This window comes from Streptomyces sp. IBSNAI002 (genome assembly GCF_052244475.1).
Classification (GTDB): domain Bacteria; phylum Actinomycetota; class Actinomycetes; order Streptomycetales; family Streptomycetaceae; genus Streptomyces.
Genome location: NZ_JBQPXG010000002.1, coordinates 2555123 through 2573602 on the forward strand (window position 1 = coordinate 2555123; position 18480 = coordinate 2573602).

Here is an 18480-nt window from a genome sequence, read left to right on the forward strand (position 1 = left end):
ACGTGTTCGCTACTTGATCAGGTAGATCGTGGCGAAGAGGCCGATCCAGACGACATCGACGAAGTGCCAGTAGTAGGACACGACGATGGCCGACGTGGCCTGTTCGTGGGTGAACCTCTTGGCCGCGTACGTCCGGCCGAGGACCAGCAGGAAGGCGATGAGACCGCCCGTCACGTGCAGACCGTGGAACCCGGTGGTCAGGTAGAAGACCGAGCCGTACGGACCGGACGAGAGGCTCATGCCCTCGTGCTTGACCAGCTCGGTGTACTCGAACACCTGGCCGCCAATGAAGATCGCACCCATGACGAACGTGATGATGAACCACGTCCGGAGCTTCTTCACGTCACCGCGCTCGGCGGCGAACACGCCGAGCTGGCAGGTGAGCGAGGAGAGCACCAGGATCGTCGTGTTCGTCGCCGAGAAGGGCAGGTTCAGGCTCGAGGCCTGTTCTGTCCAGTACTCGGCGCCCGTCACGGATCGCAGGGTGAAGTACATCGCGAAGAGGGCCGCGAAGAACATCAGCTCGGAACTCAACCAGATGATGGTTCCGACGCTGACGAGGTTCGGCCGGTTGACCGTCGGGTGCGCGTGCCCGGTATCTACTGTCGTTGCTGTCGCCACGACCGACATTATGTCGGTCGCTTATCCCGCCCTCACCCCGGGGGGTGCCGTTCGGAGTGTCCGGGGCGTGTGCAAGGCCCGAACGGCCCATCAGATGAGCCAATGAGCGTCTCGTGCGAGGGTGTCCGAACCGATGTTGACAGCGCATCGGGAGGAGTAGCATCCCGCGCAACATCAACGTGATTCACGTGACACGTGGAGGAACGAAATGCGGGCGACTGCGCGGGTTCTGGTCTACAGCGACGACGCGGGCACCCGGGAGCAGGTGCGGCTGGCGGCAGGGCGCAGGCCGGCCGCGGACCTGCCGCCGGTGGAGTTCCTGGAGTGCGCGACGCTGCCGGCGGTCCTGACGGAGCTGGACGCGGGCGGTGTGGACGTGTGCGTGCTGGACGGCGAGGCCGTTCCGGCCGGGGGTATGGGTGTGTGCCGGCAGATCAAGGACGAGATCTTCCGGTGTCCGCCGGTGCTGCTGCTGATGGGGCGCCCCCAGGACGCCTGGCTGGCCACGTGGAGCCGTGCGGACGCCGCCGTGACCCTTCCGGTGGACCCGGTGGAGTTCGCGGACGCACTGGCGGCCCTGCTGCGCTCCCGCCTGTCCTCCTCGGCCGCCTGACGGGGCGTCCGCGGGCCCACGGGGTTCCCGTGGGCCCACTTGCGGGCCTGGTCAGACGGTGGGGCGCAGCCGGGCCTGGTCGACGGTGCTGCGGCCTTCCTGGGTGCCCTTGAGGAGGGCGCTGCCCTCGCGCCAGTCCTTCCAGTCCATGTTCCAGTCGCCGAAGCCGTTGCCGAAGATGTCCATGTCGTCGCCGATGCTGTTGATCACCTCGACGAGGTCGCCCTCGGTGATGTTCTCGTAGAACCAGGCGGCGTTGCCGGTGCTCATGCCGGTGCAGCCGTGGCTGACGTTCGCATAGCCGTGCGAGCCGATGGACCACGGCGCGGCGTGGACGTATTCACCACTCCAGGTGACGCGGGTGGCGTAGTAGACGGGCAGGTTGTAGTACTCGCTGCCGCCGATGCCGACGGAGTCGCCGCGCATCCGGACGAAGTACTGCTTGCCGAGGACCACCTTGATGCCGTTGCGGGTGGAGAACCCGGGCTTGCCGGTGGTGATCGGGATGGAATTGATCACTTCTCCGTTGCGCTTGAAGGTCATCCAGTGCGACGAGGCGTCGGTGGTGACCTCGACGCGGTCGCCGATCTCCAGCTTCAGCGGCTTGGCCGCGGCCCCGTAGAGGTGGTCCTGGACCCTGACGCCTTCCAGGTTGCTCCGTACGGAGATCTCCGTGTTGGCGGGCCAGTACTCCTTGGGCCGGTAGTGCAGCCTCTTGTCGTCGACCCAGTGCCAGGCGCCCTCGACGCCGGCCGGGGCGCTGACGACGAGGCCCCTTTCGATGACGCCGCGGGCGGCCTTGTCCTTGACGGGTTCGCTGAGGTCGGCCGTGAGGGGCTGTCCGACGCCGTATTTGCCTTCCTCAGGGCCGAATTCGACCTTCAGGACACCTTTGGCCGGGGTGGTCTCGAACGTGATCGTGCGCTGCCCTGGGGCGCCCTCGGCGTTCTCGGTGCTGACGGTGACCGTGTAGCGGACGCCGGCGGCCATGGACACCGTGTTGTGCCAGCGATCACCCTTGGCGGACAGTTCGCCCGCCAGGCGGCGCCCGTGGGTGTCCACGACGGTGACGTCGGTGATCCGTGCCTCACCCCCCTTCGTGGTGACTTCGAGGGGCTTGTCGGGGTCCACCGGGCGGCTGCCGGCGGCCTGGTTGAAGGCGACTTGGCCACCCGCGTCGTACGGGCGGGCTGACAGCGGGTTGTCGCCGGACCCGCATGCGGTGGCGCCGGCCCCGAGGGACGCGACCAGCAGGGAGCAGCTGAGTACCGTCCAAAGACGCGGTGAGTGCTTCATGGACCCAACGCTATGAAGATATGACAATTACGGCGCGCGGGGTGACTGCAAACGAGGGGCCCGGACTCCTCCGAAGAGGTGTCCGGGCCCCAGGTTCACTGCGTGTCACGGGTCTCGCTACTGGTTCTGGTTCTCACCGCGGTAGTACTCGTACACCCAGCCCCACAGGCCGATCAGGATGATCGGGGCCGAGAAGTACATGAGCCACCAGCCGAAGATGACGCCCATGAACGCGAGCGCGCCACCGATCGCCAGCGAGAGCGGCTGCCAGCTGTGCGGGGCGAAGAACCCCAGCTCGCCCGCCTCGTCGGCGACGTCGGCCTCCAGGTTGTCCTGGGCCATCTCGTCGACGCGCTTGGCCGTGAAGGCCAGGTAGTAGCCGATCATGACCGTCAGACCGAAGGTCAGGAACAGCGCGGTGGTGCCTACGGGCTCCTTCGACCACACGCCGTACACGACGGCCATGATCAGAACGAAGAAGGAGAGCCAGAGGAACATCTTGCCCTGGATCTTCACTTGCCGGCCTCCTTGCCGCTGGTGACGGCCTGCGCACCGGCGTGGTCCTCGAGGTGGTCGAGGGCCGCGATCTCAGGGTGGTGCAGGTCGAACGCCGGGGACTCGGAACGGATCCGCGGCAGGGTGAGGAAGTTGTGCCGCGGCGGCGGGCAGGACGTCGCCCACTCGAGCGAACGGCCGTAGCCCCACGGGTCGTCGACCTCGACCTTCTTCCCGTACTTCGCCGTCTTCCAGACGTTGTACATGAAGGGCAGCATCGACAGGCCGAGCAGGAACGAGCTGATCGTCGAGATCGTGTTCAGCGCGGTGAACCCGTCGGCGGCCAGGTAGTCCGCGTAACGGCGCGGCATGCCCTCGGCGCCCAGCCAGTGCTGCACCAGGAAGGTGCCGTGGAAGCCGATGAACAGCGTCCAGAAGGTGATCTTGCCGAGCCGCTCGTCCAGCATCTTGCCCGTGAACTTCGGCCACCAGAAGTGGAAGCCGGAGAACATCGCGAAGACCACGGTGCCGAAGATGACGTAGTGGAAGTGCGCGACGACGAAGTACGAGTCGGAGACGTGGAAGTCCATCGGGGGCGAGGCCAGGATGACGCCGGTCAGACCACCGAAGGTGAAGGTGATCAGGAAGCCGACGGCCCAGAGCATCGGTGTCTCGAAGGACAGTGAGCCCTTCCACATGGTGCCGATCCAGTTGAAGAACTTCACACCGGTCGGTACCGCGATCAGGAAGGTCATGAAGGAGAAGAACGGCAGCAGCACACCGCCGGTGACGTACATGTGGTGGGCCCACACGGTCACCGAGAGGCCGGCGATCGCGATCGTCGCGCCGATCAGGCCGATGTAACCGAACATCGGCTTGCGGGAGAAGACCGGGATGACCTCGGAAATGATTCCGAAGAACGGCAGGGCGATGATGTACACCTCTGGGTGTCCGAAGAACCAGAAGAGGTGTTGCCACAGCAAGGCGCCGCCGTTGGCCGAGTCGAACACGTGCGCACCGAACTTGCGGTCGGCCTCCAGCGCGAAGAGCGCGGCGGCCAGCACCGGGAAGGCGAGCAGGACCAGGACACCGGTCAGCAGCACGTTCCAGGTGAAGATCGGCATGCGGAACATCGTCATGCCGGGAGCGCGCATGCAGATGATCGTGGTGATGAAGTTGACCGAACCGAGGATCGTGCCGAAGCCGGAGAAGGCCAGACCCATGATCCACATGTCGGCGCCGATGCCCGGCGAGCGGACCGCGTCCGACAGCGGGGAGTAGGCGAACCAGCCGAAGTCGGCCGCGCCGTTCGGCGTGGCGAAGCCGGCCACCGCGATGGTCGAGCCGAAGAGGTACAGCCAGTACGCGAACATGTTCAGCCGCGGGAACGCCACGTCGGGCGCGCCGATCTGCAGCGGCATGATCCAGTTCGCGAATCCGGCGAACAGCGGCGTCGCGAACATCAGCAGCATGATCGTGCCGTGCATCGTGAACGCCTGGTTGAACTGCTCGTTCGACATGATCTGCGTGCCCGGACGGGCCAGCTCGGCGCGCATGAACAGCGCCATGACGCCGCCGATGATGAAGAACACGAACGACGTGACCAGGTACATCGTGCCGATGGTCTTGTGGTCGGTGGTGGTGAGCCACTTGATGACCACGTTGCCCGGCTGCTTGCGCCTTACCGGCAGCTCGTTCTCGTACGAGTCAGCTGCGGCGGCACCCTGGGATTCGTTGAGGATGCTCACAGTTTGTTCGTCTCCGCATTCCGGGCCGGGTCGGTCTGCTTGATGCCGGCCGGCAGGAAGCCGGTCTGACCCTTCTCCGCCAGCTCCTTCAGGTGCGCCCGGTACTCCTCGGGCGAGACCACCTTGACGTTGAAGAGCATCCGGGAGTGGTCGACGCCGCAGAGCTCGGCGCACTTGCCCATGAAGGTGCCTTCTTGGGTCGGGGTGACCTCGAAGACGTTGGTGTGGCCCGGGATGACGTCCTGCTTGAACAGGAAGGGGACCACCCAGAAGGAGTGGATGACGTCGTTCGACGACAGGATGAAGCGGACCTTCTCACCCTTGGGCAGGTACAGCGTCGGCCCGGGGTTGTTGGTGTCCGCGTTGCGGTCGCCGGGGACGCCCTTCTGGTAGACGCCTTCGGCGCCCTGGGGGAAGTCCTTGGCGAAGCGGTCCGGGATGGAGGCGAGTTCCTTCGGAACCTCGCCCGCCTTCGGGGTGGCCGCGTCGCCGTCGACGTTCTCGATGTAGTTGAAGCCCCAGCTCCACTGGAAGCCGATCACGTTGATCGTGTGCGCCGGCTTGGCGGAGAGGGAGAGCAGCTTCGACTCGTCACGTGCGGTGAAGTAGAAGAGCACCGAGACGATGATGAGCGGGACCACGGTGTACAGCGCCTCGATGGGCATGTTGTACCGGGTCTGCGGGGGGACCTCCACCTTCGTCCGGCTACGCCGGTGGAAGATGACGCTCCACATGATCAGGCCCCACACCAGGATGCCCGTGATGAGCGCGGCCGCCCAGGATCCCTGCCACAGGGAGAGGATGCGCGGCGCCTCCTCGGTTACCGGAGTCGGCATTCCGAGGCGGGGAAAGTCTTGCCAGTTAAGCGAGCAACCAGTGGCGGTCGCCAGGACCACGCCCGCAGTCAGCGCCTGCAGCAGCTTCCGCCGCATCGGGCGCCGCGGCGAGCGGTCGGAGCCGTAGGGACTCACGTAGCGCCTTCCCGAGAGTCTCGGCCCGCGCGGCCGGCCGCGGCCGTGTTCGGGTCGGTCGCCGGCCCTGACGCAGGCAGGGGTTTGGATGTTTATGCGGACCAAACCCTACTGGACGCTATTTGGGGTCGCGCGGGGAGGGTGCCCAACGCGCCGCTACTGCCCCCGAAGGGATGGATCCGCCGTCCGGGGGATGCTGCGAGTGGCCCTGAATGGCGGCCTCCGGAAGACATCTGACGGCCCCTGACCTCGGGCGCTCCCGGTCGCCGGTTAGCGTGCCCGTATGCCGTACTTCGACACCGCGTCCGCCGCCCCCCTGCACCCCGTGGCCCGTCAGGCGCTGCAGGCCTCCCTGGACGAGGGCTGGGCCGACCCCGCCCGCCTGTACCGGGAGGGCAGGCGGGCGCGGCTGCTGCTGGACGCTGCCCGGGAGGCGGCCGCGGAGGCGGTGGGGTGCCGGGCCGACGAGCTGGTGTTCACTCCTTCGGGGACGCACGCGGTTCACACGGGCGTCGCGGGGGTCCTCGCGGGCCGGCGGCGCGTCGGGGGCGGTCTGGTCCTGTCGGCGGTCGAACACAGTTCTGTACTCCACGCGGCGGAGGTGCACGAGGCCGCCGGGGGCACGGTCACCGAGGTCCCGGTGGACCGGTACGGGGCCGTGACGGCCGCCGGGTACGCGGACGCCGTGGGCCCGTCGACCGCGCTGGCCGCCCTCCAGTCCGCCAACCACGAGGTGGGCACGGTCCAGCCGGTGGCGGAGGTGGCCGGGGTCTGCGCGGAGGCCGGGGTCCCGCTGCTGGTGGACGCGGCCCAGTCGCTGGCGTGGGGGCCGGTGGAGGGTGCCTGGTCCGTGCTGGCCGGCAGTGCGCACAAGTGGGGCGGCCCGCCGGGGGTGGGGCTGCTGGCGGTGCGCAAGGGGGTCCGGTTCTCCCCCCGACACCCGGCGGACGAACGGGAGTCGGGCCGCTCCCCCGGCTTCGCGAACCTTCCCGCGATCGTGGCGGCCGCGGCGTCCCTGCGGGCCGTGCGGGCCGAGGCCGACGCGGAGGCGGCGCGGCTGCGGATCCTGGTGGACCGGATCCGGCGGCGGGTGGTCCGGCTGGTCCCGGACGTGGAGGTGGTCGGCCATCCGGACCACCGGCTGCCCCACCTGGTCACGTTCTCCTGCCTGTACGTCGACGGCGAGATCCTGCTGCACGAGCTGGACCGGGCCGGGTACTCGGTCTCCTCGGGCTCCTCGTGCACGAGCTCGACGCTGACCCCCAGTCACGTGCTGCGGGCGATGGGGGTGCTGTCGGAGGGGAACGTACGGGTGTCCCTGCCGCCGGGGACCACGGCGGAGGAGGTCAACGGGTTCCTGGAGGTGCTGCCGGGGGCGGTGTCCGGGGTACGGGAACGGCTGGGCGTGGCCGAGCCGGCCCCGGCGGCCCCGGAGCCCGGCTCGGTACCGGACTCCCTGGAGCTGGACGCGCTCGGGCTGCGGTGTCCGCAGCCGGTGATCGAGCTGGCCGCCGCGATTGCCCGGGTGCCGGTGGGGGGCACGGTGACGGTCGTCTCCGACGACGAGGTGGCCCGGCTGGACATCCCGGCGTGGTGCGGGATGCGGGGCCACGCGTACCTCGGCGAAGCCGAACGCGAAGTCGGCTCCGCCTACACGGTCCGCCGCCGGCTCTGACCCCGGCTCCGCCGGAGCCCCCGGCAGCGGCGGCTACGAGAGGTAGGACTTGACCTCGGTTGCGGCCTCGTCGCCGTACGCCTTGGTGAAGCGCTCCATGAAGTGCGCCCGGGCCAGGGTGTACTCCTGCGTGCCCAGGGTCTCGATGACCAGCGTGGCCAGCATGCAGCCGACCTGCGCGGCGCGCTCCAGGCCGACGCCCCAGCCGAGCCCCGTCAGGAACCCGGCGCGGAACGCGTCGCCGACACCCGTCGGGTCGACCTTCGCGTTCTCCTCCGGGCAGCCGACCACGATCGGCTCCTCGCCGGCCCGCTCGATCCGGACGCCGTTCGAGCCCAGCGTGGTCACGCGCGTGCCGACCTTCGCGAGGATCTCCGCGTCCGACCAGCCCGACTTGGACTCGATGAGGCCCTTCTCGTACTCGTTCGAGAAGAGGAAGGTCGCGCCCTCCATCAGGGTGCGGATGTTGTCGCCGTCCATCCGGGCGATCTGCTGCGAGAAGTCGGCGGCGAAGGGGATCCCCCGCGTCCGGCACTCCTCCGTGTGGCGCAGCATCGCCTCGGGGTCGTCCGCGCCGATCAGGACCAGGTCGAGCCCGCCCACCCGGTCGGCGACGGCCTTGAGCTCGATCAGGCGGGCCTCGCTCATCGCGCCCGTGTAGAAGGAGCCGATCTGGTTGTGGTCGGAGTCCGTGGTGCACACGAAGCGCGCGGTGTGCAGCACCTCGGAGATGCGCACGGACTCGGTGTCGACGCCGTGCCGGTCGAGCCAGGCGCGGTACTCGTCGAAGTCGTAGCCGGCGGCGCCGACCAGGATCGGGCGGCTGCCGAGCTGCCCCATGCCGAAGCAGATGTTCGGGCCGACACCGCCCCGCCGGACGTCGAGGTTGTCGACGAGGAAGGAGAGGGAGACCGTGTGCAGCTGGTCCGCGACCAGCTGGTCGGCGAAACGGCCGGGGAAGGTCATGAGGTGGTCGGTGGCGATGGAGCCGGTGACTGCGATGCGCACGGCGTGACGCTCCTGCGGAGGACGGCAAGGGGGACAGTCAAAACTACCCGGTCCAGGGCTCGGTTCCGAACGGCCGAAACTACCCCGTAGTAGGCCTTTCTTCACGTACGGCGCCATGCCTACGGTGCCTTCATGACCTATACCGACGGCTACGGCTACTCCGAGTACACCGAGTACACCGCCGACAGGCGCGGCGCGGAAGCCTCGCGTCAGCCCGGCTTCGCCCGGATGCTCGGCGACTGCGCCCGGATGGCCCCGCACTGGGCGGCGGAGGCGGGCCCCCGGCCGGTCCGCGTGGCACCTTCGCAGATCCACGGGATCAGCGTGCCCCCTGCCTCCGCGCGGCTGATCGCGTCGACCGCCGCGTACGGGGACCAGTAGGCGGGAACCGGTTGCGCCCCTGTTCCGTCCCACCCGCATCAGGCAGGACGGGACAGGTGAAGGAGCGATGCGGTGACCAGCGAACAACCCGGCACATCACGCGGCACACGACGGCGGCCGTCCTGGGCCGTCGGCTCCATCGCGGCCGCCGTCCTGCTGGCGGGCGGCGGGACGGCGTACTGGGCGTCCACCGCGCACGGCGACGGAGCGGGCCCCGGTACGGAGCGAAGCGCGGCCTCGGCGCCCCGTGACGCGGCCGACCCGACGGGGCCGGGGATCGCGCCCGGGGAGCCCGACCCGTCCGGCGGCGGCGTCGTCTACCGGGCGGACGTCCGGCTGCCGGAGGCCCCGGCCTCCGCGCCCTCCTTCCGGGCGTCCGGGGAGGTCTCCTCGGACGCGGTGGCCCGCCTCTCCTCGGCCCTGGGCGTGCCGGGCACGCCGCGGCTGAACGGGGACGTCTGGCTGACCGGGGAGGCCGCCGACGGTTCGGGGCCCCGGCTCACGGTGACCCGTACGGCCCCGGGCACGTGGAACTTCAACCGCTTCCAGGCGGGGACGGGGGCGGGGACCGGCAACGGTACGGGCGACGACTGCGTCCGCGGCAAGGACACCTGCGGCCCCGCCACCCTCCCGCGGGACGCGGGGCACGCGGGGAACACGGGGCACGCCGCGAACGCCGGCTCCTCCGGCAAGCCGGTCTCCGAGGAGGACGCCAAGGCGGCGGCCCGTCCGGTGCTGGCCGCGGCCGGCCAGGACGGGGCCGCGCCCGGCCAGGCCGGGGCCGCGCTCGACGCCCGGCTGACCCAGGGCTCGGTGCGGGTGGTGACCGCGGACCCGGTGGTCGGCGGGCTGCCCACGCAGGGCTGGTCCACCAGGGTGAGCGTGGGCGACGACGGCTCGGTGGTGGCGGGCAGCGGCGAACTGGCGGCCCCGGTACGGGCGGCCGAGCAGCAGGTGGTCGGGGCCGTGGAGGCGCTGGCCCGGCTGAACGCGAGGTCGGGCGGTACGGACGGCGGCGGCACCGGCCCGAGCGGCTGCGCGACCTCGGTCCCGCTGGAGCCGCAGGGCCCGTCGGGGACCGCGGACACGCCGCCGTGCAACCCGGAGCCGCGGCCGATGAAGCCGCCGCGTACGGAGACGGTCAAGGGAGCAGTGCTGGGCCTGGTGCCCGGGACGGTGGACGGGGCGCGGGGTCTGGTCCCGGCCTGGCTGTTCGAGGTGGCGGGCAAGGGCGGCGCTCCGGGCCACACGGTGGCCGAGCCGGCCGGCGCCGAGGGCGGCGGCGGCACGGAGCCGGCGCCGCCGCAGGACGGCCGGACCGTGCCCGGGTTCTCGTACGCGGAGGCGGACCTGAAGCTGACGGTGAACTTCTGGGGCAGCCCGTGCAGCAGCTACGCGGCGTCCGCCCGGGAGTCCGCCGACTCGGTCCTGGTGAAGATCACGGACACGCCGCTCCAGCCGGGTCAGGCCTGCATCATGCTCGCGCAGGAGATGTCCGTCACGGTGACGCTCGAGAAGCCGCTGGGCGACCGGAAGGTGGTCGACGCGGGCACGGGCAAGCCGCTCCCCCGGCAGTAGACGCGGCGAGGGCCCGCTTCCGGTCGCTGCTGCGACCGGAAGCGGGCCCTCGTGCGTGTACGGGTCCAGGCTTAGCTGAACGAGTCGCCGCAGGCGCAGGAGCCCGTGGCGTTCGGGTTGTCGATGGTGAAGCCCTGCTTCTCGATGGTGTCGACGAAGTCGATGGAGGCGCCGTGCAGGTACGGGGAGCTCATCCGGTCGGTGACGACCTTCACACCGTCGAAGTCCTTCACGACGTCGCCGTCGAGGGAGCGCTCGTCGAAGAAGAGCTGGTAGCGCAGGCCGGAGCAGCCGCCGGGCTGGACGGCGACGCGGAGCGCCAGGTCATCGCGGCCTTCCTGCTCCAGCAGGGTCCTGACCTTCTCGGCGGCGGCGTCGGACAGGAGGATGCCGTCGCTCACAGTGGTCTTGTCGTCCTGTACGGACATCTGCATTCACTCCCGAAGTGGGCGGCTCCCTGCCGGAGGCAGGGAAACGTCGGACTCTTGCCGTCGGTGGCAACGAGCGGGACCGCGGATTCATTCCGGGACCCGACGCTTGTTTCAGATATTCATGCTCGCACATCGCGGGTCGGGCGGGGCCTGAGGATCGACCGGGTGATGCGTCACATTGACGCTATCGGCATCGTCAAAGTGACGTGAAGCGGTTATGATAGATAACGTCAAGTAGACGAGAAGTCGAACCGGCGCCAGAAGAAGTCCCTCGTCAGTCCCTCGTCGCAGAACAGAAAGGGTGCGTGTCGTGACCACCGCCCAGCCTTTGGACGTCCAGCCGACGCCCCTCGCCCTGCTGCTGCTCGGCCGCGAGGCCGACCCCAAGAGCGAGCGCGGGGTGGAATGCCCCGGCGACCTGCCCTCGCCGTCGGACCCGGACCTCGTGGCGCGCGCACGCGCCGCCAAGGAGAAGCTCGGGGACAAGGTCTTCATCCTCGGCCACCACTACCAGCGTGACGAGGTCATCGAGTTCGCCGACGTCACCGGCGACTCCTTCAAGCTGGCCAAGGACGCGGCCGCCAAGCCGGAGGCCGAGTACATCGTCTTCTGCGGCGTGCACTTCATGGCCGAGTCCGCGGACATCCTGACCTCCGACGACCAGAAGGTGGTCCTCCCGGACCTGGCCGCCGGCTGCTCGATGGCCGACATGGCCACCGCCGAGCAGGTCGCGGAGTGCTGGGACGTGCTGACCGAGGCCGGCGTGGCGGGTGTGACGGTCCCCGTCTCGTACATGAACTCCTCCGCCGACATCAAGGCCTTCACCGGCAAGCACGGCGGCACGATCTGCACCTCGTCCAACGCTAAGAAGGCCCTGGAGTGGGCGTTCGAGCAGGGCGAGAAGATCCTCTTTCTCCCGGACCAGCACCTGGGCCGCAACACGGCCGTCCGCGACATGGGCATGTCCCTGGACGACTGCGTCCTGTACAACCCGCACAAGCCGAACGGCGGCCTGACCGCCGAGCAGCTGCGCAACGCCAAGATGATCCTGTGGCGCGGGCACTGCTCGGTCCACGGCCGGTTCTCGGTCGACTCCGTCAACGACGTGCGCGCCCGCATCCCCGGCGTGAACGTCCTGGTCCACCCCGAGTGCAAGCACGAGGTCGTGGCGGCCGCGGACTACGTCGGCTCGACGGAGTACATCATCAAGGCGCTGGAGGCGGCCCCGGCCGGTTCCAAGTGGGCGATCGGCACCGAGCTGAACCTGGTCCGCCGCCTGGCGAACCGTTTCGCCGCGGAGGACAAGGAGGTCGTCTTCCTCGACAAGACGGTCTGCTTCTGCTCGACGATGAACCGCATCGACCTCCCCCACCTGGTGTGGACCCTGGAGTCCCTGGCCGAGGGCAACCTCGTCAACCAGATCCAGGTCGACAAGGAGACCGAGAGCTTCGCGAAGCTGGCCCTGGAGCGGATGCTGGCGCTCCCGTAGCCCCCGGCGCCGCGGCCGGGCCGCGGATGCCCGAAGGGGCGGCTCCCGTACGGGAGCCGCCCCTTCGGCGTTCGGGTGGGCCGGGGATCACCCCGGCCCACCCGGCCCGGTCAGACCGTGGCCGGGGTCTCGTCGTCCTGGGCGGACGACGGGGCCGGGACCACCGTCAGGCGGGACTCGCGCTTGGCCGAGCGCTTGGCGCGGCGGCGTTCCTTGCGGAGCTCGACCATCGTGTAGAGGGTCGGCACCAGGAGCAGGGTCAGCAGGGTCGAGCTGACCAGGCCGCCGATCACCACGACCGCGAGCGGCTGCGAGATGAAGCCGCCCTCGCCGGTGACGCCGAGCGCCATCGGCAGCAGCGCGAAGATCGTCGCCAGGGCCGTCATCAGGATCGGGCGCAGCCGGTGCCGGCCGCCCTCGACGACGGCTTCGACGACGCCGAGGCCCTGGGCGCGGTACTGGTTGACCAGGTCGATCAGGACGATCGCGTTGGTCACCACGATGCCGATGAGCATCAGCATGCCGATCATCGCCGGGACGCCCATCGGGGTGCCGGTGATGATCAGCAGGCCGAGCGCGCCGGTCGCCGCGAACGGGATGGAGACCAGCAGGATCAGCGGCTGGATCAGCGACCGGAAGGTCGCGACGAGCAGCATGAACACGATCGCGATGGCCGCCAGCATGGCCAGGCCGAGCGAGCCGAAGGCCTCGTCCTGGTCCTCCGAGACTCCGCCGATGGAGGCCGTGGCGCCCTCCGGCAGGTCCAGGGCCTTGAGCTTGGTCTGGAGCTCGGCGCTGACCGCGCCCGTGTTGTCGCCCAGCGGCTTCGCGGTGACGGTGGCGGCGCGGGCGCCGTCGATCCGGGTCATCGCGACCGGGCCGGGGACCACCTTGACCTCGGCGATGTCACCGAGCTTGACCGGGCCGACCGGCAGGGCCTGCAGTTCGGCCAGGGTGGTGGCCGGCTGCGCGGACTTGATGACGATGTCGCGCTCGGTGTTGTCCAGGACGGCCTTGCCCGCCGGGTTGCCCCGTACGGCCTGCGCGACGATCGCGCCGAGCGCGGCCTGGTTCAGGCCCGCGTCCGCGGCCGCGGGGGTGGCGGTGACGGAGATCCGCGGCACGGACTGCGACAGGTCGCTCTGTACGTCGGTGACGTCCTCGAGCTTGGCCACCTCCGCGCGGACCTGCTCGGCGGCCTTGGCGAGGACCTCGCCGTCGCCGGCCTTGACGACGACGCTGAGGTTCTGGCTGCCGAAGCCGTCGCCCGCCGCGATGCGGGTCTCGCCGATGCCGTCGAGGGCGGCGAGCTTGCCCTCGATCTGCTTCTTGACGGCCTCCGCCTTGCCGGAGTCCCTCAGGGTGACCTGGTACGAGGCCTGGTTGGAGCCCGTACCGCCGCCGAAGGCGGCGAGGAAGCCCGAGGAGCCGACGGTGACCTGGTAGCTCTTGACGCCCTCGACCGAGGCCAGCGCCTGCTCGATCTTGCGGCTCGCCTCGTCGGAGGCGGCCAGCGAGGTGCCGGGGGCCAGCTCCTGCTTGACCGTCAGGACGTCCTGCTCACCCTGGTCGAAGAAGTTGGTCTTCAGCAGCGGGGTCATCCCGAAGGTGCCGACCAGGACGACGACCGCGATCGCCACACTGGTCAGGCGGCGCCGGGTGGCGAAGCCCAGGACCCGTACGTACAGGCGCTGGAGCTTGCTGCGCGCCTCCTTTTCCTCGGCCTCGCGGCGGGCCTTCGCCGGGTCCTCGGCGGCGCCCTTCGGCGCGCGCAGGAACCAGTACGAGAGCACCGGCACGACCGTCAGCGACACGAGCAGCGAGGCCAGCAGCGCGGCGGTGACGGTGAGCGAGAAGGAACCGAAGAGCTCGCCGATCATGCCGCCGGTGAGGCCGATCGGCAGGAAGACGGCGACGGTGGTGAGGGTGGAGGAGGTGACCGCGCCGGCGACCTCCTTGACCGCGGTGATGATGGCGGCCTCGCGCTCCTCGCCGTAGCCGAGGTGGCGCTTGATGTTCTCCAGGACCACGATCGAGTCGTCGACGACGCGGCCGATGGCGATGGTGAGCGCGCCCAGCGTCAGCATGTTGAGCGACAGGTCGCGGGTCCACAGCACGATGAGCGCGAGGACCACGGACAGCGGGATGGAGACCGCGGTGACCAGCGTGGAGCGCAGCGAGGCCAGGAAGACCAGGATCACGATCACCGCGAAGAGCAGGCCGAGCAGGCCCTCGGTGGTGAGGCTGGAGATGGACTTCGCGACGGCCGGGCCCTGGTCGCTGACGACGGTGAGGTCGGCGCCGGAGCCGAGGGTGGAGCGCAGCTCGGGCAGCTTGTCCTTGACGGCGTCCGAGATGGCGACGGCGCTGCCGTCCTTGTCCATCGTCAGGACGAGCGCGAGGCTGGGCTTGCCGTTGGTGCGGGTGATGGAGACGGCCTTGGCGGCCTCCTGCTTCACGGTGGCGACGTCGCCGAGGCGGACGGCCGGCTTGCCGGGGCCGGGGCTCAGGCGCAGGTCCTCGACCTGGGCGAGGGAGGTGTAGCCGGCGCCGACGCGGACGGTCCGGTTCTTGCCCTCCTCGTCGAAGGAGCCGGCGGGTACGGTCGCGCCGCCCGCCTGGAGGCCCTGGGCGAGGGCGGCGCCGTCGAGGCCGGCGGCCGCGAGCTTGGCGTTGTCGGGGGTGACGGTGACCTGAAGGTCCTGGACGCCGTCGACGGTGACCTGGCCCACGCCCTCGATGTCCGAGAGGACCGGGACGACGGAACGTTCCAGCTGGTCGGCGAGGGCCTGCTGGTCCTTGTCGGAGGTGACGGCCAGGATGACGGTCGGGATGTCGTCGGTGGAACCGGCCACCACCTGCGGGTCGACTTCGGCGGGCAGCCGGACGCGGGCCCGGTTGACGGCCTGCTGGACGTCGGCGACGAGCTGCTTGGTGCCGCTGTCGCCGTAGTCGAAGGTGGCCATGATGAGGGCGTTGCCCTCGCTGGCGGTGGAGGTGATGCCGGTGATGCCGTCGACGCCCTTGAGCATGGCTTCGATCGGTTCGACGACCTGCTTCTCCACCACGTCGGGCGAGGCGCCCTGGTACGGCGCGAGCACGGACACCATCGGCAGTTCGATGGAGGGCAGCAGCTGCTGCTTGAGCTGCGGGATGGCTATGGCGCCGAAGAGGAGCGCGACGATCGACACGAGGCCGATCAACGCCCTTTGGGCAAGGCTGAAGCGGGACAGCCAGGACATGGATAGGGATCTCTCTGCTGTGACGTCGGCGAAGGGCACTCCAGCCTTTCGCACGCCGCGGCGCCGTTGCGTCGCTCGCAGGTCCCGTCCTTATGTGCGGCATACCGCGTCCGTAGTACGCCGCGCTCCTCCGTGCCGCTCCGCGTTACTCGGCGCGGGGCCGGACCAGTCCCGATTCGTATGCAATGACCACCAATTGGGCACGATCGCGGGCGCCGAGCTTGGCCATGGCCCGGTTCACGTGGGTCTTGACGGTGAGCGGGCTGACCTCGAGCCGACCCGCGATCCCGTCGTTGGACAGTCCGGCGGCGACGTGGACGAGGACCTCGCGTTCCCGGACGGTCAGCGCGGCGAGCCGCTGCGCGTGCGATCCGGCCGTGGCCGCAGCGGCGGCCGGATCGGCGCCGCCGCCCTGGGCGAGGAAGGTGGCGATGAGCCCCTTGGTGGCGGCCGGGGAGAGCAGCGCCTCGCCGGCGTGCGCGACACGGATGGCGTTCAGGAGGTCCTCGGGCTCGGCTCCCTTGCCGAGGAAGCCGGAGGCGCCGGCCCGCAGGGCGGCGGCCACGTACTCGTCCACCTCGAAGGTCGTCAGCATCACCACGCGCACGGCGGCGAGTTCCGGGTCGCCGCTGATCATGCGTGTGGCGGCGAGCCCGTCGGTTCCGGGCATCCGGATGTCCATGAGCACGACGTCGGCGCGGGTCTGCCGGGCCAGTGCGTAGGCCTGCGCCCCGTCGGAGGCCTCCCCGACGACCTCCATGTCCGGTTCGGAGTCGACGAGCACCCTGAAGGCGCTGCGCAGCAGCGCCTGGTCGTCGGCGAGCAGCACCTTGATGGGCGGGGTCGGGTCCGCCGGAGTGTCGTCCACGGGGTGAGCGTACGCGGGCCCGCGCGGCCCGGTCCGGTCAGCCCAGGGCGAGGACGACCAGGGCGGTGGTCGCGGAGACCTCGGCCAGGGCGCCGAAGACGTCGCCGGTCACCCCGTCGAAGCGCCGGACGCAGCGGCGCAGCAGGAGCTCGGCGACGAGGAGGGCGGCCAGGACCGCGGCGGCGTACCGGCCGGCGGCGGGGAGGCCCAGCGGGAGGGCGGCGGCCGCGGCGAGCAGTACGACCGCGGCGGTGGCGGCGGCGGCCGCGCCGCGCGGGACCACCCCGGCGACCGCGGCGCCCAGCCCTCCGGGGCGGGCGGCCGGTACGCCTTCGCGGGAGGCGAGGGTCATGGCCAGCCGGGCGGTGACCGCGGCGGTGACCGCGGCCAGGGCGCCCCGGATCCAGCTGTCGGCGTAGGCGTCGGACAGGGCGGCCACCTGCACCAGCAGGGCGAGCACCAGGGCCACGACGCCGAAGGGGCCGATGTCGGACTGCTTCATGATGCGCAGGGCCTCGGCGGCGGGTTTGGCGCTGCCCAGGCCGTCGGCGGTGTCGGCGAGCCCGTCCAGGTGCAGGCCCCGGGTGAGCGCGGCCGGGACGGCGACGGTGACGGCCGCGGCGAGCAGCGGGCCGCCGCCGAGCACCAGCAGGAGCGCACCGGGCACGGCGGCGAGCAGGCCGACGACCAGCCCGGCGAGCGGGGCGCAGGCCATGCCGGTGCGGGCGGCCGGGCGGTCCCAGCGGGTGATGCGGGCGGGCAGCACGGTCAGCGTGCCGAACGCGAAGCGGACGCCGTCCAGGAGCGGGGCGCGGTCCGGGGGCGGCGTCGGGGAGGGGCCGTCGAACGAATCTCTCATCGGCCCGAACGCTACCTGCTCACCACGGACGGTAAATTACCCATTACGTACCAAATAGGGAGTCAGTGGGATGGGTCACTGGTGGTATCGGAACATCGTCGAACCGGGGAAGCTGCCCCTCCTGCTCGCCCTGCTGTCGTTCGTGACGTCCTTCCTGGTCACCCGCGTGATCACCCGGATGATCCGGGCGGGCCGGGGCCCCTTCAAGAACATCACCCCGGGCGGGATGCACATCCACCACGTGGTGCCCGGGGTGATCCTCGTGATCATCGGCGGTTTCGGGGCCGTCGGCAGCGGCCGGCACGGACTCGGCGCGGCGCTCTCGGCCGTCATCTTCGGGCTCGGGGCGGGCCTCGTCCTGGACGAGTTCGCGCTGATCCTGCACCTCGACGACGTCTACTGGAGCGAGCAGGGCCGCAAGAGCGTGGAGATCGTGGTGCTGACGGCCGCCCTGGTGGCCCTGGTCCTGGGCGGGTTCGTGCCCTTCGGCGTGAACGACCTGACCGTCGAGGAGCGGCAGAGCCGCGGGCTGGTGGCCATGAACACCGCCACCAACTTCTTCCTGGCCCTGATCGCCCTGTGGAAGGGCAAGGCGCGCACCGCCCTCTTCGGCGTGGTCATCCCCTTCGTGGCGCTGATCGGCGCGATCCGGCTGGCCCGGCCCGGCTCTCCGTACGCCACGAGGTTCTACGCGAACCGGCCGCGGGCCCGGGCCAAGGCCGGGCTGCGCGCCTTCCACCACGACCGGCGCTGGGCCCTGCCCCGCCGCAAGTTCGAGAACTTCATCGGCGGGACCCCCGACCCGGAGCGGGCCCCCGCGGAGAAGCCGCCGCCCGCCCCGTGAACACGCGACCGGGCCCCCTCCCGGGAAGGAGAGGGCCCGATGCGCCTGGTGTCCGTCCGCGCGGCCGGCGGGCCGGGATCAGCCCGGGATCAGCCCGTCGTCGCTGAGCATCTCCCTGACCTCGTCCAGCGTCGCCCCGTCCCCCGGCAGGATCAGCTCCGAGGGCTCCAGCGCCTCGTCCGGGAGCGGCTCGCCGAGCCGCCGTACGGCATCGAGCAGCGCGCCCAGCGTGCGCCGGAAGCCCGCCTCGTCACCGCTCTCCATCTCGGCGAGCAGTTCGTCGTCCAGCTTGTTGAGCTCGGGGAAGTGGATGTCGGCCACTTCCACCTGGCCTTCCCCCATGATGCGGACAATCATGACG

General features: G+C 70.4%; 17 protein-coding genes. 6 read left to right on the top strand and 11 right to left on the bottom strand.

Annotated features, from left to right (window positions below):
- Positions 1–9: 9 nt before the first annotated feature.
- Positions 10–630 carry an aa3-type cytochrome oxidase subunit III gene (gene ctaE, locus ACTVZO_RS12425; protein ID WP_069919977.1) on the bottom strand — a complete coding sequence of 207 codons (621 nt, stop codon included), beginning with the start codon at positions 628–630 and terminating at the stop codon, positions 10–12.
- Between the two features lie 199 nt (positions 631–829).
- Between ctaE and ACTVZO_RS12430 the strand changes: the two genes are divergently transcribed.
- Positions 830–1234, top strand: coding sequence for a hypothetical protein (locus ACTVZO_RS12430; protein WP_362310230.1), 405 nt, complete (start codon positions 830–832; stop codon positions 1232–1234).
- Positions 1235–1285: 51 nt separating this feature from the next.
- Here the strand turns inward: ACTVZO_RS12430 and ACTVZO_RS12435 are convergent, their stop codons facing one another.
- From ACTVZO_RS12435 to ctaC, 4 genes are all read right to left on the bottom strand, one after another.
- On the bottom strand, positions 1286–2530 hold the full coding sequence (locus ACTVZO_RS12435) for an Ig-like domain-containing protein (RefSeq protein ID WP_443298434.1): 1245 nt from the start codon (positions 2528–2530) through the stop codon (positions 1286–1288).
- 117 nt (positions 2531–2647) lie between these two features.
- Complete coding sequence (locus tag ACTVZO_RS12440) at positions 2648–3046, bottom strand: cytochrome c oxidase subunit 4 (RefSeq protein ID WP_362310224.1); 399 nt, start codon at positions 3044–3046, stop codon at positions 2648–2650.
- Positions 3043–4773 carry an aa3-type cytochrome oxidase subunit I gene (ctaD, locus tag ACTVZO_RS12445; protein WP_443298435.1) on the bottom strand — a complete coding sequence of 577 codons (1731 nt, stop codon included), beginning with the start codon at positions 4771–4773 and terminating at the stop codon, positions 3043–3045. Before ctaD ends, ACTVZO_RS12440 begins: the two co-directional genes overlap by 4 nt.
- Positions 4770–5744, bottom strand: coding sequence for an aa3-type cytochrome oxidase subunit II (gene ctaC / locus ACTVZO_RS12450; protein ID WP_443298436.1), 975 nt, complete (start codon positions 5742–5744; stop codon positions 4770–4772). The genes ctaD and ctaC overlap by 4 nt, the downstream gene beginning before the upstream one ends.
- 283 nt (positions 5745–6027) lie before the next feature.
- Here ctaC and ACTVZO_RS12455 point away from each other — a divergent pair, with 283 nt between their 5' ends.
- Entirely contained in the window at positions 6028–7419 is a 1392-nt protein-coding gene (locus ACTVZO_RS12455) for a cysteine desulfurase/sulfurtransferase TusA family protein (RefSeq protein WP_443298437.1), read from the top strand.
- Between the two features lie 33 nt (positions 7420–7452).
- On the opposite strand, the gene ACTVZO_RS12460 is transcribed toward ACTVZO_RS12455, so the two are convergent.
- Positions 7453–8427, bottom strand: a complete 975-nt coding sequence (locus tag ACTVZO_RS12460; protein WP_443298438.1) for a carbohydrate kinase family protein — start codon at positions 8425–8427, stop codon at positions 7453–7455.
- A gap of 132 nt (positions 8428–8559) precedes the next feature.
- Between ACTVZO_RS12460 and ACTVZO_RS12465 the strand changes: the two genes are divergently transcribed.
- Both ACTVZO_RS12465 and ACTVZO_RS12470 read left to right on the top strand, forming a co-directional pair.
- A complete protein-coding gene (locus ACTVZO_RS12465) occupies positions 8560–8808 on the top strand; it encodes a hypothetical protein (RefSeq protein WP_443298439.1) in 249 nt (82 codons plus the stop codon).
- A 72-nt stretch (positions 8809–8880) separates the two neighbouring features.
- Positions 8881–10386, top strand: a complete 1506-nt coding sequence (locus ACTVZO_RS12470) for a hypothetical protein (RefSeq protein ID WP_443298440.1) — start codon at positions 8881–8883, stop codon at positions 10384–10386.
- Between the two features lie 71 nt (positions 10387–10457).
- Here ACTVZO_RS12470 and erpA read toward each other — a convergent pair whose 3' ends face one another.
- Complete coding sequence (gene erpA, locus ACTVZO_RS12475) at positions 10458–10814, bottom strand: iron-sulfur cluster insertion protein ErpA (RefSeq protein WP_030010511.1); 357 nt, start codon at positions 10812–10814, stop codon at positions 10458–10460.
- Between the two features lie 304 nt (positions 10815–11118).
- On the opposite strand from erpA, the gene nadA reads away from it, so the two are divergent.
- The gene (nadA, locus tag ACTVZO_RS12480; RefSeq protein ID WP_443298441.1) at positions 11119–12306 is read left to right on the top strand and encodes a quinolinate synthase NadA; all 1188 of its coding nucleotides are present in this window, start codon (positions 11119–11121) and stop codon (positions 12304–12306) included.
- A gap of 110 nt (positions 12307–12416) precedes the next feature.
- Here the strand turns inward: nadA and ACTVZO_RS12485 are convergent, their stop codons facing one another.
- From ACTVZO_RS12485 to ACTVZO_RS12495, 3 genes are all read right to left on the bottom strand, one after another.
- Entirely contained in the window at positions 12417–15548 is a 3132-nt protein-coding gene (locus tag ACTVZO_RS12485) for an efflux RND transporter permease subunit (protein ID WP_443298442.1), read from the bottom strand.
- 145 nt (positions 15549–15693) lie between these two features.
- A complete protein-coding gene (locus ACTVZO_RS12490) occupies positions 15694–16416 on the bottom strand; it encodes a response regulator (protein WP_443298443.1) in 723 nt (240 codons plus the stop codon).
- Between the two features lie 37 nt (positions 16417–16453).
- A complete protein-coding gene (locus ACTVZO_RS12495) occupies positions 16454–17275 on the bottom strand; it encodes an adenosylcobinamide-GDP ribazoletransferase (protein ID WP_443298444.1) in 822 nt (273 codons plus the stop codon).
- 70 nt (positions 17276–17345) lie between these two features.
- Here ACTVZO_RS12495 and ACTVZO_RS12500 point away from each other — a divergent pair, with 70 nt between their 5' ends.
- Positions 17346–18119, top strand: coding sequence for a hypothetical protein (locus ACTVZO_RS12500; RefSeq protein WP_443298445.1), 774 nt, complete (start codon positions 17346–17348; stop codon positions 18117–18119).
- A 78-nt stretch (positions 18120–18197) separates the two neighbouring features.
- Here the strand turns inward: ACTVZO_RS12500 and pspAA are convergent, their stop codons facing one another.
- On the bottom strand, positions 18198–18476 hold the full coding sequence (pspAA, locus tag ACTVZO_RS12505; RefSeq protein WP_443298446.1) for a PspA-associated protein PspAA: 279 nt from the start codon (positions 18474–18476) through the stop codon (positions 18198–18200).
- Between the last annotated feature and the right edge of the window lie 4 nt (positions 18477–18480).